Raw genomic sequence first — 23,971 nt, 5'->3', positions numbered from 1 at the left:
CCCGCGACTGGTTGGGCGCGGCAAGGTCGAGGGCGGGAGCGGCCCGGTCGAGTCCGATTCGCTGGAGGGGCGCAGACGCAGCGAATCGGACTCGATATTGTGATTGTAGAGAGTCTCGACAATCCTCGGAGTGTCGGCCGCTGCGGGCGCGACGAATACATCGAGGAGTGGTGCTATGATTTGCCGGCCGTCGTGCTCGCGGGCGAGAGCGGCAGGTCGACGCAGAACGTCGCGCCCCGGCCGGCCTCGCTGTCCAGGCGGATGCGCCCGCCGTGCGCCTCGACGATGGTGCGCGTGATGTAGAGGCCGAGGCCGAGGCCGCCGTAGTGCCGCGACGAGACGCCGCGGCGGAACCGCTCGAACAGCTGCGCCTGCACCTCGGCCGGGATGCCGATGCCGTGGTCCGTGACGCACAGCCGCGCGACCCCCTCCTCCGCGGTGACTGCGATCTCGATCGGCGCGTTCTCGCCGAACTTGATCGCGTTGGCGATCAGGTTGGTCACGACCTGCTCGAGGCGGTACGGATCCCACTGGCCGATGACCGGCTGCTCCGCGCGCATGGTGAGCGTGGTGCCCGACTGCGCGAGCTGGTCGTCGAACTGGGCGACGGTCTCGACGACGAGCGCGCGCAGATCGACGGGCTCCCGGTTCAGCTCGAGCCGCCCGGCCTGGATCCGCGAGACGTCGAGGAGCATGTCGACGAGGTCGGCGAGGCGCTGGACCTGACGGCTGGACACCGCGATGACGGAGCGCGCGCGCTCGACGTCGACGCCCCGCGCGAGCCGCCGCTCCAGCGACTGGACGGCGAGCTGCAGGCTGGTGAGCGGGGTGCGGAGCTCGTGCGAGGCGATGGAGATGAACTCGTCGCGCTGACGCACCGCCTCCTCCGCTGCGGCCCGCGCGTGCCGCTCGTCCATGAGCAGGCGGTCGCGCTGCCGCTCGGCGTGGACGCGCGCGGTGACGTCGCGGAAGCTCCAGACGCGCCCGACCACGCGCTCGCCGAGGCGCTGCGGCTGCGAGTAGCGCTCGAACACTCGCCCGTCGACGAGCGGGATGATGGCGACGGCGCTGTCCTCGGGCGCGGCGTAGAGGGCGTCGATGCTGCGCAGGAACGCCTCGGGATCGACGAGCTGGTCGCGGACGAACAGCCGGAACGCGCGGTCGGACTCGGTGGCGAGGACGTGATCGGGGATGCCCCACATCTCGACGAACCTGCGGTTGTGACGCACGGCGCGTTGCGCCGCGTCGACGACGAGGATGCCGTCGGCGGTCGATTCCAGGGTCGCCTCGAGCAGCGAGTGAGAGCGGCGCAGGACGTCCTCTGCCCGCTTGCGGGCGGTGACGTCGGTCGAGATGCCGCACACGCCGCCGGGCTTGCCGTCGGGATCGCGGAGCGGGAACTTGAGGGACAGGTAAGTGCGCGGGCCGTCGCGGCGCGGCGCGACCTCCTCGATCTCCATCAGCCGATCCTGCTCGACCACGAGGAGATCGTTGGCGCGATAGATGTCGGCCTGGTCGCCCGGGAAGAGGTCGTGGTCGGTCTTGCCGATCACCTGCGTGCGGTTGATGTGGAACAGCTCCTCGAAGCCGCGGTTGACGAGCATGTAGCGGCCGGCGTGATCCTTGGCGAACACGACGGCGGTGGTGTTGTCGACGATCGATTGCAGGAGCAGCTGGTTGTCGCGCAAGAACGCCTCGGCGCGCCGGCGCTCGGCGTTCTCCTGCTGCAGGTCGGCGTAGAGGCGGGCGTTCTCGATCGAGATGGCGGCCTGGGCCGACAGCAGGTGCAGCAGCTCGACGCGGTCGGGGGTGAAGGCGGAGCGGGTGAGGTCGTTCTCGAGGTAGAGGATGCCGGCCAGGCGGCCCTTGCAGACGATGGGGGCGGCGAGCGAGGAGTAGGGCGCGGCGCGGGCGAAGCAGGGGTCGCGGCCGAAGGGGCCGTCGAGCGCGCGGTCGTCGAGGAGGACGGTCTCGCAGGTGCGCGCCACGTAGGTGATGACGCTGTGCGGCAGGTCGGTGCGGCCCTCGAGGGGCGCCGCGCCGAGCACGTGGACTGCAGCGTCGCCGATCCGGTGCTCCGCCTCGACGACGAGCCGGCCGTCGCGCAGCAGCAGCAGCACCCCGCGCCGCGCGCCGGCGTTCTCGACGAGGATCCGCATGAGCGCGTCGAGCAGGCGGTCGAGGACGATCTCGCCGGAGATGGCCTGGGTGGCCTTGAGCACCGAGCCGATGTCGAGGGTGGCGCCGGCGGGCGCGGCGAGGAGCTCGCCGGGGACGAGGTCGGGGTACGAGCGTTCGAGGCGCCGCATCGCTTCGGTCGCGCCCCAGCGTCCGTAGGCGCGGTGGGCCTCGGCGAGGTAGGCGCGGGCGATGGTGGCCTTGCCGAGCGCGCGGAAGGCCAGACCGGCGAGCTCGTTGGCGAGGGCCTCGTCGTGGAGGTAGCCGCCGCGCTGCGCGAGGGCGATGGCCTCGTCGTAGCGGTCGCCGGCGGCGCGCGCGTCCCCGCGGGCGCGCTCGAGCTCGGCGCCGAGGAGGACGCTGCGGTGGGCGAGGTTGTCGGGGCAGAGGGCCGCCCAGCGCGACAGCTTGGCGGCGAAGTCCTGCGCGCGAGCGAGGAAGCGGGCGCGCTCGTCAGGGTCGACGACCTCCGCCGCCTGGGTGAGGGCGATGCCGCCGTAGAAGTGGAACGCAGGGTTGCCGTGCCAGGCCGCCACGGCCGGGATCTCGGGGTTCAGGGCCAGCGCGACGCGGGCCGTGGCCTCGAACGCGCCCTGGAACACGCCGAGGAGCACGACGTAGAAGTGAGCGAAGAAGAGGGACGCCTGGTTGTCGATCCGGCGCGCCGCGGCCACGACCTCGTCGATGTCGATCCACTTGCCCTTGAGTTTGGCCGGGGCCGCGGTCTCGACCGAGAGCTGGTGCGCGAGCTGGCCGACCGCGCCGACGATCCAGGTGATGGTGTCGAACTTGTCGAGCTTGCGGATCGGCTGGAAGCTCTGGGCCTCGGCGAGCAGGTCGGACAGCGGCAGGCCGCGCAGGAGGCTGTTGGTGATCAGGTTGACCGTGTTGTAGAAGGACCAGATGTATTGGCCGGTCTCGAGGCCGGTGCGCATGCCGACGAGCAGCGGCTCCCTGCAGGCGGCGTAGCCCTCCTTCCACGGCTGGACGAAGGCGCCCCACATGTTGCACAGGCTCGCCTCCGACTTCTTGTCGGGGTAGCGCTCGGCCAGCGCCACGGCCGCGCGCCCGAGGCGGTAGCCGAGCTCGATGTCCCCGCGCGCGCACAGGAACATGCCGAAGAACATGCAGCCGTACGGGGCGATCGTCGACAGGCCGTGGCGGAAGGTGTTCTCGACGACCTTGGCGACGGTGATGCCGAAGTTGTTGGTGGCGAGGAAATAGCAGGGGACGAACAGCTCCTGCAGGGTGTCCTGCAGGGCGCAGACCTCGGGGTCCCGCAGCGGCGGCAGGTCCGGCAGCGCCGCGAGCGTCTCCTCGCGGACGAGCGCCATGGTCGCGTCGATCTGGGCGTCGAGCGCGGCCTGGTCGGGGAACGGCGGCAGGTCGATGCCGAACGGGCGCAGGGCATCGAGACCCTCCGCGAGCGCGGCCGGCAGGTCGTTCTTCAGCACCTGCACCTTCATCTTGAGCCGCAGCACCTCGGTGCGCTCGAGCCGGCTCGCGGCGCGCTGCAGGCAGTCGGACAGGAGCGCGAGGGCCTCGTCGTGCCGGCCGCACAGCGAGAGCATGAGCGCGGTCTTCTTCGCGTACTCGGCCCGCAGCGAATAGTGTGAGGTCCAGGCGTCGTCGGGGAGGCGCGGGGCGCCCGAATGCAGGTAGCGCAGCGCGGCGCCGAAGGCGGCCGAGTCCTCGGCCCGACGCGCGGCCTCGAGGCTCAGGCGGGCGAGGTTCAGCCGCTCGGCGGGGTCCGACACGAGGTCGCCGGCGCTGTTCAGGTGGCCGACGACGTCGAACAGGCTCTGGCTGTCGGCGAGGTCGAGCTTGGCCGCGAGCAGGCGGCCGATCCGGAGGTGGAAGGTGGGCCGGTCCGCCACGGGGACCATGGCGTAGGCGCCCTCCTGGACCTTGTCGTGGGCGAAGCGGTAGCCGTCGCGCCCGGCGATCACGAGCCCCTCGGTCACGGCGGGATCGAGGCGGGCGTACGCGTCTTCGGGCGAGCACTCGCTGACCGCGGCGAGGACGTCGAGGTCGAAGCGGTGGCCGATCGCGGCGGCGAGCTCGAGCGCCTGCACCGTCGCCGCGGGCAGGCGCGCGATGGTGCGGACCATGAGGTCGACGACGTTGTCGGTGTAGCCGAGCGCGTCGATCGCGGAGAGGTCCCAGCGCCAGCCCGAGCCCGCGGCGTAGGCGAGGACGCCGTGGTCGTGCAGCGAGCGGATGAACTCCTGGACGAAGAAGGGGTTGCCGCCGGTCTTGGTGAGCACCGCGTCGGCGAGCGGCCCGCAGTCGTCGCGCCGCAGGCTGTCCGAGAGCATCTCGATCAGGTGCGGGCGCGCGAGCGGGGTGAGGACGATGTCACGCACGACGACGCCGGCGTCGGCGAGCATGAGGAGGAGCGGGTGGCCGGGCGCGACCTCGTTGTCGCGGTAGGCGCCGCAGAAGAACAGCGCCTCGAGCGAGTCGTCGGTGAGGAGGGCGCGCAGCAGTCCGAGGCTGGCGGCGTCGATCCACTGCAGGTCGTCGAGGAACAGCACGAGCGGGTGGGCGCCGCGCGCGAGCACCGAGACGAAGCGCAAGAAGCACCACTTCAGGCGGTTCTGCGCCTCGATCGGGCCGAGCACCGGGACCGCCGGCTGGGCGCCGAGCACGTGGGTGAGCGAGGGGACGACGTCGCAGACGACCTGCGCGCTCGGGCCGAGCGCCTCGAGGATCGCGCTCCGCCAGCGGAGGATGCGGGCCTCGCTCTCGGCGAGGATCTGGCGCACGAGGTCGTCGAAGGCCTGGATCAGCGCGCTGTAGGGCACGTCGCGGTGGTACTGGTCGTACTTGCCGCTGGTGAAGTAGCCGTTCCGGCGCGCCAGCGGCTTCAAGATCTCGTGGACCAGCGAGGACTTGCCGATGCCCGAATAACCGGAGACGAGGACGATCTCGCGGCTCCCCGCGCAGGCGCGCTCGAACGCGGCGGTGAGCGCCTCGATGTCGTGCTCGCGGCCGTAGAGCTTCTGGTGGATCCGGAACAGGTCCTGACGATCGCGCTCGCCGAGGACGAACGGCTCGATCGTGCCGGTGCGGCGCAGGGCGTCGCGGCAGCGATCGAGGTCGGCGAGCAGGCCCTCGGCGCTCTGGTAGCGGTCCTCGGCGTTCTTGGCCAGCAGCTTGAGGACGATGGCGGACACGGCCGTGGGGATGGTCGGATCGACGCGGTCGGGCGGGACGGGGGCGAGGGCCAGGTGGGCGTGGACGAGCTCCATCGGGTCCTGGGCCGCGAACGGGCGCAGGCCGGTGAGCGCCTGGTAGACGATGACGCCGAGCGCGTAGAAGTCGGTGCGGTAGTCGACGCCGCGGTTCATGCGGCCGGTCTGCTCGGGCGAGACGTAGGGCAGGACGTCGACGAGCACCGTGGCGGCGTAGGGCTGCTCGTGCGCGTGGGTGAGCTCGGCGTCGACGCCGAAGCCCTTGATCTTGATCGCGCCGGAGGCGCCGACGAGCACGTTGTACGGGCGCAGGTCGCGGTGGATGAGCCCCGCGGCGTGCATGGCCGCGAGGCCCTCGGCGAGCGCGGCCGCGAGGTCGAGCGCCTCGGCGAGCGGCAAGCGGTGGGACGGGCGCGCGGCGAGGAGCTGCGCGAGGTCGCGGCCCGCGAAGTCCTCGAGGACGACGATCAAGGCGCCGGCGAACTCCTCGACGCCGTGCACCGCGACGAGGCGCGGCGAGGCGAGGCGAGCGATGCGCTCGTACTGGTGCTTGAAGCGCGCGACCTCGGCGCCTGTCGATCCTTCGGCGCGCAAGATCTTCAGCAAGACCGGGGCGCCGTCGGCCTCGCGGCGCCCGCGATGGATGCTGAAGTCGGCGGTTTCCTCGATCTTCTCGCGGAGCGCGTAGCCTCGCACGGCGATCATCGAAGACCTTGCTCGCTCGCCCGTGATCATGCGTCCGAGGGAGGAGGCTCGGTCCGCAGCTCCCGCCGCCCGCTGGAGATGGCCCCTTCCCAGCCCACCTAGCGTAGGCAGCCCGAGGCGCCCCGCAGCTCAAAATTTAGACAATTTGCGCGGCGCACGGCGAAGCGCGGGAGACGGCGAGGCGATGGACGCCTGCCGTCGCGGCGCGGCGACGCGGCAGGGACGTCACAGCGCGGCGAAGAAGGCCCAGATCGCGGGGCCGGCCCACGCGGGCCAGCCGTGGCCGCCGAGGTCGGGCTCGTCGTGCTGGCACCAATGCACGGGGAAGCCGGACTCGCAATCGTCATAAGCGACGCACGGGGCCGGGTCGACCGTGGCGGTCGTGTCGCCGCACGAATTGGCGGACAGCCAGTGGTCGCGCGCGCCCTCGCCTTGTGAGAGGGGGACGGTGGTGTCGCCGGTGCCGTGCGCGAGCCAGGCGGCGACCTGGCCGGTGCAGGTGCTGAACGGGCCGCCGCCGGCGACGGGGGCGATCGCGCGGACGGTGCCGCCGCGGGCGCAGCCGAGGGTGTTCGACATGTAGCCGCCGAAGCTGTGGCCGGTGCTGAAGACGCGGCCGGAGTCGATGCACAGGCGCGCGCCGACGTCGGCGAGGATGGCGTCGAAGAGGGCGACGTCTTCGTTGGCGGGGTCGAGGTCCCAGCCGGTCTGGTTGTCCATGTCGGCGAGCGGGAGGCCGTCGGGATAGACGAAGATCGCCTGGCCCTGGGAGGCCTCCTCGACCTTGAAGTACAGGCGCGCGAGCTCGCCGTTGCCGCCGCGGCCGTGCCAGGCGAACACGAGCGGGTAGGCGTGGTCGGGATCGTAGTCGGCGGGGATGACGAGGTCGTAGTCGCGCTCGATGCCGGCCGCCTCGATCTTCTGGGCCATGACGCCGGTGAACGGCGCCGGCTGACCGCAGGGCCCCGCGGGCGGGCTGGTGGTGACGGGCGGCTCGTCGGTGGTGGTGCCGGGCGTGAGGCCGGTGGTGACGGGCGGCTCGTCGCCGGTGGTCGGCGCGGTGGTGCCGGCGGCGGCCGTCGGGTCTTCGGTTCCTGTCCCCTGGGACATGTTCCCGGAGACATCCGTGGCGGTGGGGTCGGTGAGGGCGCTGCTGCTGTCGGCGGCGGTGGAGCAGGCGAGGAGGGGCAGGACGGCGAGCGCGAGGCGGCGGCGCATGGCGCACGGTAACGCGAAGGCCCGCGCGGGCGCCATCGGGCCGCGCAGGTCGCGGGCGCGGTCGCCGGACCGCAGGTATGGGTGCCGCGAACCTGTCGTATGCGCGGCCCGGAGGAGAGAGTGCGCGTAGGCTGGCTGAAAGGTCAGGTGGGTCGACCGGGGCAACTCTCGCAGGACGCCGGCCGAGCTCGCTCGATCGCGGCGGGCTTTTGACGCGCGGTCGCGGCGGCTCACGATCGAGACGCGCGTGATCGATCCGCGCGTCGGCGACTCGGACCCGCTCCCGATTGACACGCGAATGCCGATGAGGCCCCATCGTGCTGGGCATCACGCCCAGAACGAGGCGCCATGGGAATCATCGTATTCTACGAGGGCAACAATGCCACGCAGAACATCGTCCAAACGGTCGAGGATACGCCGGGTCAAGACTTCCGGCCGATCCGCAACGACGAGATCCGCTCGCTCAAGCTGTACGGTGCGCGAGCGGGAGCGGTGATCCAACTGTACGATGACCCAAACGGATCGACGAGCGACGACTTCACCATCATCCACGTGAAACGGATCGTCCCCGAGTACGTCGTCGGAACGTTCGAACGCTCGTATGAGGATGACACCGTGATCGTCAACTTCATCCGGAATAACGGTCTGGACGGTAAAGTGTCCAGGATCCGAATCAGCTAGCGCGGCGGAAGCGGTCGCCGAGGGCGTCACGTGCCGAGCGCAGGCTGTGCTCTCGGCCCGCGTCTCGGCCACCTCGCGGCCGGCCGGCACAACGCGGTCGGGGTCCGCCGGACCGAGAGGCGTCGATGAACACTTCGACACGCTGCGGCGTTGCGTCCGGGTCGTGCGAGCGCCCGACGGGGCGTGCGGAAAGTTCGATTGCGTCGGCCGGGGCGGTCTTTCATATTGCAACTCACCGTTGCGATCTGCAGAGATGACGTCCTTCGCCACGAAATCGCCGGAAGCTCCGCGCGAGGGTTGGCCGACGTCAGGCTCTCGCGGGCCAGGAGGGCGAGAGTCATGGCGTCGGTGAAGGCGATGCTCGGCGACGCGGTCGCCAGGTTGTTCTTCCATGAATGGACGATCACCGCGGCGCGCGAGGTGTCGCCGCACTTCCGCCGGATCGAGCTGACCGGCGAGGACCTGCGCGAGGCCCACGGCGCCGGCGACAAGGTGCAGGTGATGATTCCCGGCACGGGGCCGCGCACGTACACGCCCTTTGCCCCGGACCGCGAGCGCGGGGCGGTGTCGCTGCTGGTGTATCTGCACGGCGAGGAGCCGGGGGCGCAGTGGGGCCGCGCGGCGGCGGCGGGCGAGCGCGTGCGTGTGTTCGGGCCGCGGGGGTCGCTGCCGTTCTCGACGCTGGCGCCGGCGGTGGTGCTGTTCGGCGACGAGACGTCGTTCGCCGCGGCGCGTGCGCTCCGGGAGCTGCGCGGGCCGGAGGCGCCGCTGTCGTTCGTGTTCGAGGTGACGCACGCGGACGAGGCGGAGACGGTGCTGGCGGAGCTCGACGTCGGGCCGCGGACGCTGGTGCGGCGCGGGCCGGACCACTTGCTCGCGGTCGAGCGTCAGCTGCGGGCCGCGCTGGCCCGCCACGCCGGCGCCGATCTGGTGCTATGCGGGAATGCGCGATCGATCCAGTCGTTGCGCGCGGCGCTCAAGGCCAGCCCGGCGCCACATGCCCGGCAAAAGGTGAAGGCCTACTGGTCGCCCGGCAAGCGCGGGCTCGATTGAGGCGAGCGCGATTGCGAGGAGAGGAGTCGTCATGCGCCTGTTGTGGAGAGCGAAGTCGTCCGAGATCGAGGTCGACCTGACGTCGCCGGCGATGCGCGCCGACCCGTATCCGACGTACGCGCGGCTGCGCCGCGAGCGGCCGCTGGCGCTGGCGGTCGACGGCTTCGGCGGCGAGGTGTGGGCGGTGTCGCGTTACGTGGACGTGCAGGAGGCGCTCCGCGACCCGCGGCTGGGCTGCAATCAACGCAACGCGACCGGCAAGTCGGACATGGATCGCTGGTACGTGCCAAAGATCATGCGCGCGTTCGGCGAGACGATGCTGAGCCAGGACGACGAGGGCCACCGCCGGCTGCGCGGGCTGGTCCACAAGGTGTTCACGCCGCGCATGATCGAGAACCTGACGCGTCGGGTCGAGGACTTGGTGGATGAGCTGCTCGCCCGCGCGGCGTCCCGCGGGCAGTTCGACCTGATCGCCGACTTCGCGCTGCCGCTGCCGCTGACGATCATCTCGGAGATGATGGGGGTGCCCGACGACCGCGATCGCCTGCGCTTCCACGGGTGGATCGCGGGGATCCTCGAGGGCGGGGACCCGTCGCCGATGAACGTGCTCAAGCAGCTGCCGGACATGGTCCAGCTGGCGCGCTTCTTCAGCAAGCTGGTGGCGATGCACAAGCTGGCGCCGCGCGACGACCTGACGTCGGCGCTGATCGAGGCGCGCGAGAAGGACGACAAGCTCAGCGACGCCGAGCTGACCGCGATGCTGTTCGTGCTGCTGCTGGCCGGCCACGAGACGACCGTGAACCTGATCGGCAACGGGACTCTGGCGCTGCTCGAGCACCCGGAGCAGCTGGCGCTGCTGCGCGCGCAGCCGGAGCTGGCGCCGGCGGCGGTCGAGGAGCTGCTGCGCTTCACCAACCCGGTGCAGATGCCGAGCCCGCGGTTCGCCCGCGAGGACATCACGCTGCACGGGCGCACGATCCCCCGCGGGGCTCGCGTGACCGCGCTGATCGGCTCGGCCAACCGCGACGAGGAGGCGTTCCCTCGCGCCGACGAGCTCGACCTGCAGCGCACGCCCAACCGCCACGTGGCGTTCGGCCACGGGGTCCACTACTGCGTGGGGGCGCCGCTGGCCCGCCTGGAGGGGCGGATCGCGCTCGAGACGCTGGTCTCGCGGTTCCCGCGGCTGCGCCTGGCGGTGCCGCGCGAGCAGCTGCGGTGGCGCAAGACGACGGTGCTGCGCGGGCTCGAGGCGCTGCCGGTGCGCGTCGATTGACGGCGGGCGGGGCGAGGAACGGGGAACCGCGACTCGCTGGACGGGAGACGGGCGCGCAGCTGCGGGGACCGCGGGGCGCGAGATGGTCTAGGGTGGCGGGGATGGCCGACCGCGACGTCGAACGCAACTGCAGCCCCGAGACCTTCGTCGAGACCCTGCGCCGCCTGGCCGACGCGATCGAGCGCGGCGAGTCGTTCCGGATCCAGGTCGCAGGGGCGCGCTTCAACGTGCCGCGCGACGCGGCGCTGTCGATCGAGCACGAGGCGGCAGGCGACGAGGAAGAGCTCGAGCTCCAGCTGCGCTGGCGGCGGTGACGGGTTCACGGGCTGGCCGGAAGGACATGCCCGTGAGGACATGGCCTCGGCGGCATGTCGTGAGGGACATGCCGCAAAGGCCAGCCGCTACGGCTTGACGGCGATCCGGCCGGTGTAGTCGATGCGGTGCAGCAGCGGGGCGCCGCCGTGCTCGGCGAAGTAGCCGTCGACGGCCTCGCGAGCGCCGCGCCAGTGGCCGTAGTCGTCGACGATGAGGACGCCGCCGCGGGCGAGGCGGGGGTAGAGGTGGACGAGCTCGTGACGGGTGGACTCGTACCAGTCGGTGTCGAGGCGGAGGATGGCGATCGCGTGGGGCAGGGTGTTCGGGATGGTGTCCTCGACCTTGCCCATGACGAAGTGCACGTGCTCGCGCGGGTAGCCGGTGGTGCCGAGGCTGGCGGTGGCGTCGGCGAGGCTGTTGGCGCAGAAGACCTTGTGGTCGGTGCCCTTGATCTTGTCCCACTGGCCGAGCGGGGCCTGGTCCTTGAACGAGACGTCGCGCGCGGTCGGCTCGCTCATGCCCTCGTAGGTGTCGTAGAGGAAGAGGTCGCGCTCGCGGTCGCCGAGCTCCTGGAAGGTGAGGGCGGCGACCATGGCGCTGCCGCCCTTCCACACGCCGCACTCGACGAAGGCGCCGCCGATGCCGGCGCGGTGGACGTGACGCACCGCCTGGTACAGCGCGTACATCCGCTCGGTCGAGGTCATGGTGTACGGCCGGGCGCGATCGTGGATGGCCCGAAAGCCAGGTTCGAAGTCGGGGTACTGCTGGCGCCAGCGGCGGTCGTCGCGGAGGCGGCGGAGGCGGTCGAAGAGCGTCACGGGTGGCGCCGAGGGTACCAGGACGAGGGGCGGGGCGCGCGAGGTCGCGGCCGCGGAGGCGCGGGACGGGGCAGGGCGAGGACGCGAGGCGTGGCGTGGCCCCGGCGGCTGGGCCCGGCCGGGATGCGTTATGTCTCTTCGACCAGGCGCAGCCTCGGGCCGCGCTCCATCAGCTCGCAGAAGCGGCGGACTGCGCCCTGGAGGGCGGCGATGCAGCGCTCGAACACGAGGCGGAAGTCGCCCTCGGCGGCGAGGAACAGCTCGGTGGCGGCCTGCATGTCGTCGTGCTGCGGGTAGACCTTGACGACCTTGAATTCGGCGGTGACCTCGGCGGCGGCGATCCGCGCCCAGTGACGCTCCGCCTCGCTCTCGAGGCCCCAGAAGTTGGGGAACACGAGGCGGAAGTACAGCGGATCGTCGTCGTCGACGGTGACGCAGTAGTAGCGGCCCTCGCACTTGAACACGAGGTCGCCGGCGTCGTCGACGACGGGCCGGAAGCCCTCGGCGCGCAGGAACTCGGCGTAGACCTCCGCCTGGCTCATGCGCGCAGGATACCCCGCGCCGCGCGGCCGCGGCAACGCTCGCAGGGACGCGGCGAAATTGCGGGCGCTCATACGCGTGCGACGTTTCAGCGCCGCTCGGTAGTGCAAGCCGTCGGCTCGGGCAAGATCTGGCGCAGATAGGCGTCGGCGATCATGCCGGGCCGTTGCTCGCGCGGATAACCGAGCGAGACCTCCTCGAAGCGCACGCCGTCGATCCAGTCGGTGCGCCGCGTGTGCAGGTGGCCGCTGACGACCACGCGCGCGCCGTAGCGGCGGTGCCAGTCGTGCGTCGCTCGCGTGCCGCACCACGGGCGGTACCGCGGCACGCGCGGGATGAAGATGAGGTCGTCGCGCAGCGGCCAGTGGTTGACGAGGATCGTCGGGTGCGCCCGCGCGAGCTCGAGGCGCGCCGCGGCGGTGCGCACGCGCTCGGCGGACCAGGCGACGATGTCGGCGAACGGGTGCGGATCGAGGCGCGCCTCGTCGGCGGCGAGGACGCCGTCGTCGGCGGCCCAGGCGATCGCTGCGGCCCGATCCATGCCGGCGGGGGCGAAGGTGTAGTCGTAGAGGAGGGCGAGCAGCGCGAGGGTGTGCGGGCCTCCGTCGCCGGGCCACACGGGCCACGGGTCGTCGACGCTGACGACGCCGCGGCCGCGGCACAGCTCGCACAGCGCGGCCAGCTTGTCGGCGCCGCCGAGGCGGACGCCTCGCTCCTCGGTGGTCCACAGCTCGTGGTTGCCGGGCACCCACAACAGCCTGGCGAAGCGCGGCTGCAGCAGGTCGAAGGCCCACTGCATGTGATCGCCGGTCTCGCCGACGTCGCCGCCGACGATGAGCCAGTCACCTGGCCGCGGGGACAGGTTCTCGAGCAGCTCGCGGTTGCGGCGGTGACCGACGTGGAGATCGCTGAGGGCCCAGAGCTTCATGCGGGCGTCGGCAGGCTAGTGCGGTGAGGGCGGGCTTTCAACCGCCGGCAGCGCTCCGCCTGCGAGGGTCCGCGGGTGCGGCCTGGGCCCGATCGCGGGCCGGGCGCCCACCCCGACCAAGGTCGGGTCCGGCGTGCGGGTGCAACGATCGCGCGCGGCCCGGGCGAGCCCGCGCGTTCGCGGTAGACTGCGCGGCGCATGACGACCCTCCCGAACGATCCGTCGGCCCAGCGACGCGAGGCGACCTTCCCGCGGCTCACGCCGGCGCAGCAGTCCCGGCTGTGCCGCTACGGCCGCCGCCGCCCGACGCGAGCCGGCGAGATCGTGTTCGAGCACGGCGAGATCGGCACCAACTTCTTCGTGGTCCTCTCGGGCACGCTCGAGGTGGTGCAGCCGGGCTTCGACGGGGTCGAGCATCCGGTGGTGATCCACGAGCCCGGGCAGTTCACCGGCGAGATCAACATGCTGACCGGCCGCCCGAGCCTGGTGCGCGCGCGGGTCGGCGAGCCGGGCGAGCTGCTGGAGGTCGACCGCGAGGGGCTGCGCCACATCGTCCAGGTCGAGGCCGAGGTCGGCGAGCTGCTGATGCGCGCGTTCATCCTCCGCCGCGTCAGCCTGATCGCCCACAACGGCAGCGACGCGGTCCTGGTCGGCTCGGTCCACTCGCCGGCGACGCTGCGGCTGAAGGAGTTCCTGACCCGCAACGGCCACCCGTTCTCGTACATCGACGTCGAGCGCGACGCCGACGTCGCGGGGCTGCTCGACCAGTTCCAGGTCGGGGTCGACGAGGTGCCGGTGATCATCTGCCGCGGCAACGTGGTGCTGCGCAACCCGACCACCGAGGAGGTCGCCCGCTGCCTCGGCTTCAACGCGGACGTCGACCGCAGCGTGCTGCGCGACGTGGTGGTGATCGGCGCGGGGCCGGCCGGGCTGGCGGCGGCGGTCTACGCGGCGTCGGAGGGGCTCGACGTGCTGGTGATCGAGCGCAACGCGCCGGGCGGACAGGCGGGCTCGTCGTCGAAGATCGAGAACTACCTGGGCTTTCCGACAGGTATTTCGGGACAGGCGCTGGCCGGCCGCGCGCTGACGCAGGCGCAGAAGTTCGGGGCCCACGTGGCGGTGGCGATGGCGGCGGTCCGGCTCGACTGCTCGCGCACGCCGTACGTGATCGAGCTCGGGGCGCAGGGCTCGGTGCAGGCGCGGTCGATCATCCTGGCCACCGGGGCGGAGTACCGGCGGCTCGGGGTGCCCGACCTGCACCGCTTCGAGGGCGACGGGGTCTACTACGGGGCGACCCAGATGGAGGCGCAGCTGTGCTCGGGCGAGGAGGTGATCGTGGTCGGGGGCGGCAACTCGGCCGGGCAGGCGGCGGTGTTCCTGGCCGAGTCGGTGCGCCACGTCCACATCCTGGTGCGCGCGAGCGGGCTGGCCGACAGCATGTCGCGCTACCTGATCCGCCGGATCGAGGAGCACCAGAAGATCACGCTGCGACCGTACACGGAGATCGTGGAGATGTTCGGGGAGACGAGCCTCGAGCAGGTCCGATGGGTCAACCGCAAGGACGGCTCGAGCGAGACGCGGCCGATCCGCCACGTGTTCTCGATGGCCGGCGCGCGCCCCAACACGGGCTGGCTCGAGGGCTGCGTGGCGCTCGACCCGGCGGGGTTCGTCAAGACCGGCCCCGACCTGTCGCCCGCAGAGCTGGCCCAGCGGCCGTGGCGACGCGCGCCGTACCTGCTCGAGACGAGCCTGCCCAACGTGTTCGCGGTGGGCGATGTCCGCTCGGGTAACGTGAAGCGCGTGGCCTCGGCGGTCGGCGAGGGCTCGATCTGCGTGCAGATGATCCACCGCGCGCTGGCCGAGTGAGGCCAGGCGTCAAGAAGGAGTCGTCATGGCGAATGAGATTTGTTCCCACCTCGATCAGATCCAAGACGTCCAACCGCACACCCGCGGCTGCGAGGAGTGCCTCAAGCTCGGCGACGCATGGGTCCACCTGCGCCTGTGCATGACCTGCGGCAAGGTCGGCTGCTGCGACTCGTCGAAGAACAAGCACGCGACGGCGCACTTCCACGAGACGCAGCACGCGATCGTCCGCTCGCTCGAGCCGGGCGAGCGGTGGTTCTGGTGCTACGTCGACGAGGTCGGCTTCGAAGCGGGGTGAGGGGCGGCGAGGGTCGTGCGCTGGGCGTGAGTCGCCCGAGGTCGCGAGCTTGCCCTCAGGTCGGCGTGCTCGGGCCGTCGCGCCGCGCGATCACGGCGATTCGGGCGGGACGAGGTTGGCGCAGCGGGCGTAGTATCGCGGCAGTCGCTTGTCGGTGAAGACGTCGACGTACGAGCCCCACCTGGGCTGATGTACGCGCATTCGGTGGACATCGCCGGCTTTGAAGCGACGCAGGGCCTCGCCCGGCAGCTTCCGGCAGCGGTCCGCGCCCATCTCGGGGCAGCTGTGCGCGACGTACAGGTCCTGCTCGGCATAGGTCCCCTCGATGACTTCGAGGACCTCGTAGCGCATCACGAGCTTGACGTGCATGACCCCACAATGCGGGGCGCTCTTCCGATCGACGAGCCGGGCGAGCACCGTGAGCTCCTTCGAGGGTTCGGGCGCCGCGCTCGCCGGTGCGGGTAGATCAGGCGGGGCGGGCGGCGCGGCCTCGACGACGGGGGGCGCCGGTGCGGCCTCGACGGCGTCGGGAGGTCGCACTGGTTCGGCGGGCGTCGGCGCGGCTTCGACTGCTGCAGGAGGTGGCGCGGGGTGGGCGGGCGTCGACGTGGGCGTCGTTTCGCTCGGCGGCGTACACCCGATCGCGGTGAGACAACCCGAGAAAGTCACGACCAGGGCGAGAAGCGCACGAGGAGGAGGCATATGGGCCGGACAGCCATGATCGGTCGGAGTTCCGAGAGCCGCGAGCCGTGCAGGGTCGCTCGTGGTGGAATGGAGGTACTGGGATCCGACGAGGTGATGTACTTGCGCTTCTCACGGAGTGAGTGCGTCGGCGCGCCGATCCAGGGAGGTCGCCGCCTGCGGTGAGGTCGGGCGGCGACTGTGATGGACTTGCCTGGGAGCCGTCGCGCCGGCCCGCTGCGCTACAGCCCGTAGTGCGCGCGCACGCGGGAGATGCACTCCTGGATCCGCTGGCGCACGTCGTCGAGCATCGGCTCGATGGCAGGGCAGTCGCGGAGCGGGCGGAAGGTGCACTCGTCGAGGTCGAAGCGCAGGCCGCCGGCGTCGCGGGTGAGAGAGACGGCGAAGGTCTCGACGTTCGGGTCGAACTCCGCGGGGGTCTCCCCGTCCATCCATTTGCCGAACACCCAGGACCACACCTGGGTGCGCCGGAAGTGCACGACGTCGTCCGCGAGGCGGTAGGTGCCGCACCACACTTCGTACTCGACGTGATTGTTGCTCACGCCGTAGTAGAGGTACTCGAAGTTGTTGTCGTCGTGGAACACGAAGCGGTGGTGGACCTGGTCCTCCCACTCACCCAGGCCTTCGGGGTCGCTCCAGTCGAGGTCGTCGGGGTAGGGCTCGGCGAAGTGGCCGCCGTCGGCGAGGAGGTCGGCGTACTTGAAGACCGAGGCCGTCACAGCGCGAACACCTCGAGGTTGTCGAAGGCGACGCGGGCCTCCCAGCCGCCGAAGGCGAAGTGACGCTGGGCGGGGCCGGTCAGCGGCTCGGGGTCGTCATAGGCGAGGACCTCCTGGCCGTCGAGCTCCCACCGGATCGCGCCGTCGCGGCGTGTGATGGCGAAGTGGTAACGCTTGTCGGCCTCGACCTTGAGCGACTGGGTGGTCTTGCGATCGCCGCCGTGCTCGTCGCGGCGGACGATCGCGCTGGTGGTGTTGTTCCAGCCGCCGAAGATGATGACGTAGCCGGTGGCGGTGTAGCTGGCGCTGCGCGCGAAGCTCTTGCCGTCACCCGCGAGCTCGACCTTGATGTCGCCCTCGTCGGTGGCGGCGCGGGCGTCGAACTCGACGCGCACGTTGTCAGGCAGCGGCAGGGTCAGCCACAGCGGGTGGTTGCGCAGACCCTCGGTGACGAGCTCGCCGTTTTCCAGGCGCGCGCCCGGGCCGGTCGATTTCCAGGAGGGGCCGAGCTCGGAGCCGTCGAAGCGGTCGGCGAACAGGAGCTGGGCCGGGCCGGCGCTGCTGTAGGTGCGCGGCAGCTCCTCGCAGGCGAGGAGCGTGAGGAGCGGGGCGAGGCGGTGCATGGTGCTGGCGGCGGGCGGACCGACACGACGGAACCACGCGCGGCGAGGCTGGGCCAGATCGTCGTCGCGTCTGGGGACCAGGGAGGAAGCGTACGACGAGCCTTCCAGGTCACGGTTCCGGGGAAACATGCTTCGCGGACGGCTAGGATGCATGGTCCTCATGGCTCTGGAGCTACCTGCGATTGCGAAAGCGGTGGGAGTGGCCATGTATCGACGTTTCGCAGGTCCACGCCGCGTTTCTGCAGGGCGCGTTCGCTGGCGTCCGCGAGGGCGTGGAGCTGGGTGACAGCGAGCTTTCGCCTGGACGGTTCGTCGCTCAGCGAAAGAACGAGGTCGACGAGCTTGTGGTCGAGGCTCTCGCGCGCGAGCTCGGCGGTATCCGAAGAGAGGGGGAGCCCCGCACGGAGCTTTGCTTCGAATGAACGCGCCAGGAATGCCGTGAATACCTCCGGGACCCCTAGAGGACGAGTGGCCAGCGCGAGCAGATGAGTCACTTGCGCTTCGAGGTCGTGAAGGCCGAGTTTGGCCCCCAGTTCAAGCGCGGCGAGCAAGTCGCGAGATGCGCCGCGATAGTCACTCAGCTCCAGACGTGCCGCGCCGCGCGCATGCAATCCGAGACAGGTCACGGGCAGTGCCCGGTGCAGCGAGGCATATTCGCAGAGCTCGGTGCTGCGATCAATACAGGCCGTCATGTCTCTCCGACCGAGGGCAACTTGCTGACGCGTCAGGAGCGCGCGGAGCCAGTCGGGTGAGTCCGGGTTCAGTTCCCGCATCATGGCGTTCGCCGCGTCGTCCGCGTCGTCCCACCTCTGCCGATGGACGGCGAGATCGGCGAGGAAAGACCATCCTCTCACACGCGCGTCCGGAGTGAAAGCTCCCTGAACTATATGCTCGGCGTGCTCGCGCATTTCTTCGAGCAACGCGGGAGACAACCGGTCGAAGGACTGAAAAAGTTCAGACTCAACGGCCATGGCCGACGTGTCGTCACCCGCTTCAAGGTAGCGCGCACGAGCGGTGAGGCGCGACTGCAGTGCGTCCGAAGAGCGTTTCGCCCGGACGTAAAATTCCGCGAGTTGTTGGTGAAGACGTGCCTCGACGACGATAGCACCACGTGCGCGTGCCGCGTCGATTCGTGTTCGCATACTGTCGATGGCGTCCGACAGATTCGGCGCGTCTGTAGCATGTTCAAGGACTCGCCGGGGCAGCTCCAGAGCGGGTGCGTCCGTCTGTATGATGGTCTTGATGGACGCGAGCGTTCGGAGTGCTTCACTGCGATCGCCTGAGACGAGCTGAGCCTCCGCCAGGTCGAGGCCGGTTTGCGCCAACGTCCTGGCGTCCCCATGCTGGCGGACCTGTTCGAAGCGACAGACGATCGATTCGAGGCTCTCCTGCGCCGCTCCGCTCCAAAAAATGCGCATAGGACCCGCCGGAACATCTGACAGCGCGCGAAGCGGGATCCGGTAGACCGTGGCGGCGATGGACCAGAAGTCGCTGGCGAGCTCGGCGGTGGTTCGAAGGAGGTGGACGTCCCCGCACCAGAGCAGGGGGCAGTGGAGGTTTTCCGCGATGCTGTCGCGCGAGAAGTTGAAGGCGGCGAGGCCGTCGCGCGCGGCAGTGCGGTCGAAGTGGCTCGGGGTGATGACGACGACGGCGCGGCGCTCGGCGGCGGGGTCGAAGGTCAGCGTGCGGAGCTGGGTGCCGAGCTCGTCCCAGGGGTCATGGCGCATGTCGAACACGCGCACGGCGACATCCTGCGTGGCGAGCCAGTCGGCGAGCGCACGGGCGAGGTCGGGGCTGGGGAGGACGATGGGCTGGAAGATGAAGCCGGGGACGAGGTCGAGCTGGCGCAGGAGCTCACGGAAGTCCGGCTCGTAGGGTTGGACCCACGGCGGCAGAGCCGGCGCCGGGTCCGTCACGGCGCGGCGTCTCCGAACTGGTCCATGAGAGCGGGGGCGCCGCGGACCATCGGGTGGAGGTCGAACCACTCGTCGCCGTTGCGATAGGCGAGGATCAGGTAGCGGGCGAAGAGCTGCCCGAATTGCCGCAGGCGGTCGCGGTCAGCCGTGGGGATTCGATGCGTCCGAGCGATCTCGTCGAGCAGCGCCGCGTCGGTGCGGAGGATGATGTCGTGATAGGTCTGGCGGACGTTCTTGATCGCGCGCTCGATCCGGGCCGAAGTGACCGGGAACTGCTCTTCGTTCTGCAGCAGGTTGCGGAGGATCCGCAGCACGTCGCGGGGATAGCCGCCGGTCGCGGTGAGGATCGGGCGCACTGCCGCGACCGGATCCTGGCCGAAGATCTGCTCGGGCTTTTCGAGCCGGCAGGCCACGAGCTTGTACATCTTGTCGAGCCCGGCGGCGAAGTCGTGGCCCTCGCGGTCGTGGATCTTGACCATCGGTAGGGTGAGCGGCTCACGCGCGAACACCGAGCCGAGCTGGGCGGTGCGGAAGCGCAGCCACACGGGGAAGGTGTAGATGACGTGGCACGAGGGCAGGCGCAGGAAGTCGCCGTAGGCGACGAACAAGGCCTCGAGAGAGTTCTCGATCGACTCGCGCTGCGACTCGTTCATCGCGTCGATCTTCTCGAGGCCGTCGGCGATGACGATGAAGCGATCGGCACGGCTGCCGATGGATTTTTGGATCCGCTTCAGCGAGCGGCCGATCTCTTCGTAGCACTCGCGCACGAAGTCCTGGAAGCGCTTGCGGAGTGCCTCCTCGATCTCGTCGTGGATCGTGCGATTGTTGCGGAGCTCGAGCATCAAGCTGAGGCCGTACAGCTCGAACTTGGGCTGGAGGTGCGCGCTGGTCGGCAGGAAGCGGCGGATGCTGTCGAAGAACTGGCGCAGGTAGGTCTCGCCAGGGGGCGTGGCGGTCTTCTCGAGCCTGTCGGCCTCGCGCGCGACGCAATACGTGATGGCGCCCAGGACGTCGGTGACCGAGACCGGGAAGAAGCGGTGGATGTACTCCTCGCAATTGATATAGAGGACGTAGCCGGAGTCGGGAGGGGGATTGCTGTTGATCTGGCCCGCCAGGCGGAGGAGCTCGGAGGTCTTGCCCGTGCCGGGAAAGCCGGTGAAGAGCTGGCAGGTCGGTGATTCAGCGTCGAAGATCGTGCGCCGCAGCGAATCGATGCAGGCTTGCTCGCCGCGGACCGAGGGATCCTTGTCGAACGGCACGTAGAGCGGAGAACCCGCCTCCAGCGGCTTCTGCGGGTCGCACTGCGCGATCAGGCGCCGGATGATGCTGCGGTCGACGGTCATGGGGCGGCTGGACGGTACGATGGAAAGCGCGTGGACGCCAATCGCGCCACGTCAGCCGCGGGCGGCGGGGTCGGGGCCGAGCATGCGGACGAGGCGGTCGGTCCAGCCGCCGGGCAGGTCCTTCGGGACATGTTCTTCGGGGTCGAAGGCGGCGGCGCCGATCTGGTCGAACACGGCGGGGAGCGGCTGCGGGTGGAGGGCGAGCTCGAGCAGGACGACGCCGGCGCTGAAGAGGTCGGAGGCCGGGGTGGCGCGGGCGGCCGGGCCGGGGCTGCGCAGCTCGGGGGCGAGGTAGCGCAGGGTGCCGGCGTGGCCGCTGCCGGAGCGCGGGTCGGCGAGGGCGAGGCCGAAGTCGGCGAGGGCCACGGGCGAGCCCTCGCGGGCCTCGCGGACGAGGATGTTGGCCGGCTTGATGTCGCGGTGGACGGCGCCAGCGGCGTGCACGGCCCGCAGGGCGCTGACGATCTGGGCGCCGACTCGCGGCAGGTCGGCGGGGCCGAGCAGGCGCTTGCGCACTGCGACGCGCAGGTTGCCGCCGCGGCACAGGCCGAGAGCGACGAAGCGGTGCGCGGGCTGGACGTCGAGGAGGGCGATGACGTGCGGGCTGCGGACGCGGGCGAGGGTGCGAGCCTCGGCGAAGAAGCGGGCGCTGACGAGCCGGCCGTCGCTGCCCTCGGCGACGAGGCGCTTGATGGCGACGTCGCGGCCGACGCGGCGGTCGAAGGCCTGATAGACGACGGCGTGGCGGCCACGGCCGAGGGGGCGGCCGAGCTCGTAGCGGTCGACGCCGAGGCCGGCGACGAGCTCGGTGGCGTCGAGACCCTCGAGCAGGGCGAGGCCGCGGCTGGCGTGGGCGCCCCCGCGACCGAGGCGGCGCTGGGCGGTGCTCCAGCCGCGCAGGGCGCGGGCGTGGTCGATGTCGACCGCGAGCAGGGCCTCGAAGTGACGCAGGGCGCCGAGCGGGTCGCCGCGATCGAGGAGGGTGTCGCCGAGGAGGAGGTTGGCGGCCGCGTAGGCGCCGGTCGGCTGCCAGCGGCTGTCCTCGACCTCGGGCAAGGCGAGGGCGGCGCGCGCGAGCTCGACGCCGAGGTCAGGCGCGAGGGCGTCGCACAGCTCGCGCGCGAGGACGAGGACGAGGTCCGGCCGCGGCCGCAGGCGCAGGTGAGCGGCGAGGCTGACGAGCGCGCCGCGGACGTAGCCGGCGTGGCTGAGGTCGCGGAGCTGGCGATCGATCTCCGGGGCCGGGGCGCCCTCGACGAGCCGGCGCGCGAGCGCGGCGATGCCCGGCAGCTCGCGCGGCAGCTCGGCGCCCTCCGAGAGGCGCGAGAGGACGGCCCGCAGCTGGTGGTCGAGGGCTGGATCGGCGCGGATGTCACCGCGGAGAGGCTCGATCGGCATGGGGGCGAGGTGGTCGGAGAGACAGGTGAGGCGCAGCGAGAGAAGGCGCGGGCGGAGCGAGAGACGACGGGAGGGGAGCGGAGCGACGAGCTGGCGCGAGCGGCGGGCGGAGACGACGAGCGGAATCAGAGGAGCTGGCGCGAGCGGCGGGCGGAGGCGACGAGCGGAATCAGAGGAGCTGGCGCGAGGGACGGGCGGAGCGACGAGCGGAATCAGAGGAGCTGGCGCGAGCGGCGGGCGGAGCGACGAGCGGAATCAGAGGAGCTGGCGCGAGCGGCGGGCGGAGCGTAGGGATTGATGGCGAAAGCGGCGGGTGGGACGAGCAGGCGGGCGACGTCGGAGGGATGGATGGCGTGAGCGGCGGGCGGCTCGGAGTGGTCGAAAGGGAAGGTCCGAAAGGGCAGGTCCGAGGGGACAGGTGCGAAGGAGCAGGTCTGAAGGGGCAGGTCTCGCGGGACAGGTCCGAGGGGTCATGTCATCGAGATCTCGAGCGTCAGGCGGCCGTCGGGCAGGTCGAGGTGGAGGCGGTCGCCGTGGAGGAGCTCGATGCTGGCGCCGGGGCCGAGCGGCTCCTGGCCGAGCTGGGCGCGCACGCCGGCGGCGATCCGCACTGCGATGAAGGGCGGGCGCAGCTCGAGGACGGCGGGGATCGGGCGGTCGGGGGCGAGCCACAGGGGGCCGCCGCCGGGGAGATAGAGGGTCCACGGGGAGGCGGCGCCCTGGCCCTGCGGGCGCAGGAGGGCGCCGAGCTCGCCGCGCTCGCGCGGGAGCGGGTGGACCTCGATGCGGGCGGCGGACAGGCCGAGGGCGAGCTCGCCGGGGCCCTCGAGGGCGACGGGCTCGCCGGGGGCGAGGGTCTCGCCGCGCCAAAAAGTGCCGGCGCGCGAGCCGAGGTCGACGAGGGCGACGGCCAGCTCGACCTCGTCGAGGCCGTGGGCGCTGCTGCCCGTGGCGGCGGCGATGGCCTCGAGCCGCAAGGCAGCGTGCTCGCGCGAGAGGCTGGCGCCGCCGAGGCTGAGCTCGACGTCGGGCGAGCGCCCGAGCCGCAGGTCGGCCCGCAAGACGACGCGCGTGACCTGACCTGTGCCCCAGCGCAGGTCGACCCGCTGGCCGCGCGGGAGGGCGACGCCGAGGTCGGCCTGGACGCGGGCGAGGGCGGCGCGCAGCAGCGGAGCGCCGCTGTGGGCGAGCGGGCCGCGGGTGGTCCGCGCGTCCTGCAGGTGCTCCTGCAGCAGGCCGTGGGCGAAGAACCGCCGACCCTCGCGCAGGGCGGCGTCGATCTCGTCGCTGGCGCGCTGGAGGACGGCCTCGGCGTGCTCGATGCGGTCGATGAGGCCGAGCACGTACTCGAGCTGGGTGACCGCGCCGGCCCGCTCGTAGGCGACTGCGGCGCGCCGGAGCATGTGCAGGCGCTCGTAGATCTCGCCGGCGATGGCGCCCTGGTCGGCCTCCTCGAGCGCACGCGCGGCTTCCATGAGGATCGCGCGCCGCGGGGCGCCGTCTTCCATGAATTCGGCGTGGCGCAGGAGGGTCTCGGCGAGCGCCTGGTGGAGGCTGCGGCCCTCCTCGCTGGCGCCGGAGTGCCGCGCTGCGCCCTCGCGCAGGAGGGCGATCCGCTGGGCCGTGCCGCACAAGGTGTGGGCGTACTCGAGGCGCAGGGCGGCGGCGCGGGCGTGGTCGCCGGTGTGCTCGAGGGCCCGCGCGCGAGCGAGGCCGTCGCCAGGACCAGGGCGCGCCGGCGTGTCGAGCGCTGCGGCAGGCGGACGCAAGGCAGGCGGAGGCGGCGGCGGCGGACGCGGCTTGCTCGGGCGGGACAAGCAACTGCCATGCTAACACGCCCGGAGGCCGCGCGCGGGCCCCTGCGGGCCCCAGGGGCGAAGATGGCGAGGTTTCGCGGGGCGCGGGCGAAAGGCCGCGAGGGCGCCGGAAGGCGAGGCGGCCGAGGCGTCGGGGCGAGCCGCGCACGGGCCCTCGGGATCGAGTCGGCCGAGCTTCGGGTGGCGCGGGCGATCGGCCGCGAGGACCCTGGAGGGCGAGGCGGCCGAGGCGTAGCGAGCCGCGCAGGGCCTCGATGGGGTGCGGTGGTCCGAACGGTCGCGCCCCGTCGGGTAGACGCCCATGTCCGAGGGCGAGGCGGGGAATTTCCGGCCGCGAGGATCGATGCGGGCTCGCGGTCTCGACGAGATTCGTGAGGCGGATGCGT

Annotated in this window: 18 protein-coding genes; 6 read left to right on the top strand and 12 right to left on the bottom strand. The window is 71.4% G+C overall.

Annotation, left to right across the window (positions count from 1 at the left end):
* Nucleotides 1–173: 173 nt before the first annotated feature.
* Nucleotides 174–6,080, bottom strand: a complete 5,907-nt coding sequence (locus OV090_RS31650; RefSeq protein ID WP_267708390.1) for an AAA family ATPase — start codon at nucleotides 6,078–6,080, stop codon at nucleotides 174–176.
* Between the two features lie 225 nt (nucleotides 6,081–6,305).
* Entirely contained in the window at nucleotides 6,306–7,298 is a 993-nt protein-coding gene (locus OV090_RS31645; RefSeq protein WP_267708389.1) for a hypothetical protein, read from the bottom strand.
* Nucleotides 7,299–7,646: 348 nt separating this feature from the next.
* Here OV090_RS31645 and OV090_RS31640 point away from each other — a divergent pair, with 348 nt between their 5' ends.
* From OV090_RS31640 to OV090_RS31625, 4 genes are all read left to right on the top strand, one after another.
* Nucleotides 7,647–7,979 (top strand): hypothetical protein, encoded by a 333-nt coding sequence (locus tag OV090_RS31640; RefSeq protein WP_267708388.1) that lies wholly within the window; start codon nucleotides 7,647–7,649, stop codon nucleotides 7,977–7,979.
* Nucleotides 7,980–8,318: 339 nt separating this feature from the next.
* The gene (locus OV090_RS31635; RefSeq protein WP_267708387.1) at nucleotides 8,319–9,032 is read left to right on the top strand and encodes a siderophore-interacting protein; all 714 of its coding nucleotides are present in this window, start codon (nucleotides 8,319–8,321) and stop codon (nucleotides 9,030–9,032) included.
* A 31-nt stretch (nucleotides 9,033–9,063) separates the two neighbouring features.
* Complete coding sequence (locus tag OV090_RS31630) at nucleotides 9,064–10,305, top strand: cytochrome P450 (protein WP_267708386.1); 1,242 nt, start codon at nucleotides 9,064–9,066, stop codon at nucleotides 10,303–10,305.
* Nucleotides 10,306–10,406: 101 nt separating this feature from the next.
* Entirely contained in the window at nucleotides 10,407–10,619 is a 213-nt protein-coding gene (locus tag OV090_RS31625; RefSeq protein WP_267708385.1) for an amphi-Trp domain-containing protein, read from the top strand.
* Between the two features lie 87 nt (nucleotides 10,620–10,706).
* Here the strand turns inward: OV090_RS31625 and OV090_RS31620 are convergent, their stop codons facing one another.
* The 3 genes from OV090_RS31620 to OV090_RS31610 form a co-directional block, all read right to left on the bottom strand.
* On the bottom strand, nucleotides 10,707–11,438 hold the full coding sequence (locus OV090_RS31620) for a TylF/MycF/NovP-related O-methyltransferase (RefSeq protein ID WP_267708384.1): 732 nt from the start codon (nucleotides 11,436–11,438) through the stop codon (nucleotides 10,707–10,709).
* A 128-nt stretch (nucleotides 11,439–11,566) separates the two neighbouring features.
* Entirely contained in the window at nucleotides 11,567–11,980 is a 414-nt protein-coding gene (locus tag OV090_RS31615; RefSeq protein ID WP_267708383.1) for a hypothetical protein, read from the bottom strand.
* Nucleotides 11,981–12,066: 86 nt separating this feature from the next.
* Complete coding sequence (locus tag OV090_RS31610) at nucleotides 12,067–12,906, bottom strand: metallophosphoesterase (RefSeq protein ID WP_267708382.1); 840 nt, start codon at nucleotides 12,904–12,906, stop codon at nucleotides 12,067–12,069.
* Nucleotides 12,907–13,104: 198 nt separating this feature from the next.
* On the opposite strand from OV090_RS31610, the gene OV090_RS31605 reads away from it, so the two are divergent.
* Nucleotides 13,105–14,772, top strand: coding sequence for an FAD-dependent oxidoreductase (locus OV090_RS31605; protein ID WP_267708381.1), 1,668 nt, complete (start codon nucleotides 13,105–13,107; stop codon nucleotides 14,770–14,772).
* 25 nt (nucleotides 14,773–14,797) lie between these two features.
* Complete coding sequence (locus OV090_RS31600; protein WP_267708380.1) at nucleotides 14,798–15,067, top strand: UBP-type zinc finger domain-containing protein; 270 nt, start codon at nucleotides 14,798–14,800, stop codon at nucleotides 15,065–15,067.
* Between the two features lie 90 nt (nucleotides 15,068–15,157).
* Here the strand turns inward: OV090_RS31600 and OV090_RS31595 are convergent, their stop codons facing one another.
* From OV090_RS31595 to OV090_RS31565, 7 genes are all read right to left on the bottom strand, one after another.
* A complete protein-coding gene (locus OV090_RS31595; RefSeq protein ID WP_267708379.1) occupies nucleotides 15,158–15,436 on the bottom strand; it encodes a hypothetical protein in 279 nt (92 codons plus the stop codon).
* A 554-nt stretch (nucleotides 15,437–15,990) separates the two neighbouring features.
* On the bottom strand, nucleotides 15,991–16,488 hold the full coding sequence (locus OV090_RS31590; protein WP_267708378.1) for a hypothetical protein: 498 nt from the start codon (nucleotides 16,486–16,488) through the stop codon (nucleotides 15,991–15,993).
* A complete protein-coding gene (locus tag OV090_RS31585; RefSeq protein ID WP_267708377.1) occupies nucleotides 16,485–17,111 on the bottom strand; it encodes a hypothetical protein in 627 nt (208 codons plus the stop codon). Before OV090_RS31585 ends, OV090_RS31590 begins: the two co-directional genes overlap by 4 nt.
* A gap of 158 nt (nucleotides 17,112–17,269) precedes the next feature.
* Nucleotides 17,270–19,027, bottom strand: coding sequence for a hypothetical protein (locus OV090_RS31580; protein ID WP_267708376.1), 1,758 nt, complete (start codon nucleotides 19,025–19,027; stop codon nucleotides 17,270–17,272).
* Nucleotides 19,024–20,370, bottom strand: coding sequence for a hypothetical protein (locus tag OV090_RS31575; protein WP_267708375.1), 1,347 nt, complete (start codon nucleotides 20,368–20,370; stop codon nucleotides 19,024–19,026). Before OV090_RS31575 ends, OV090_RS31580 begins: the two co-directional genes overlap by 4 nt.
* A 51-nt stretch (nucleotides 20,371–20,421) precedes the next feature.
* Nucleotides 20,422–21,768 (bottom strand): serine/threonine-protein kinase, encoded by a 1,347-nt coding sequence (locus tag OV090_RS31570; RefSeq protein ID WP_267708374.1) that lies wholly within the window; start codon nucleotides 21,766–21,768, stop codon nucleotides 20,422–20,424.
* A 470-nt stretch (nucleotides 21,769–22,238) separates the two neighbouring features.
* Nucleotides 22,239–23,585, bottom strand: a complete 1,347-nt coding sequence (locus tag OV090_RS31565) for an FHA domain-containing protein (RefSeq protein ID WP_267708373.1) — start codon at nucleotides 23,583–23,585, stop codon at nucleotides 22,239–22,241.
* Between the last annotated feature and the right edge of the window lie 386 nt (nucleotides 23,586–23,971).

Source organism: Nannocystis sp. RBIL2, assembly GCF_026626745.1.
Lineage (GTDB): Bacteria > Myxococcota_A > Polyangia > Nannocystales > Nannocystaceae > Nannocystis.
This window is presented reverse-complemented; position numbering and strand designations above follow the sequence as displayed.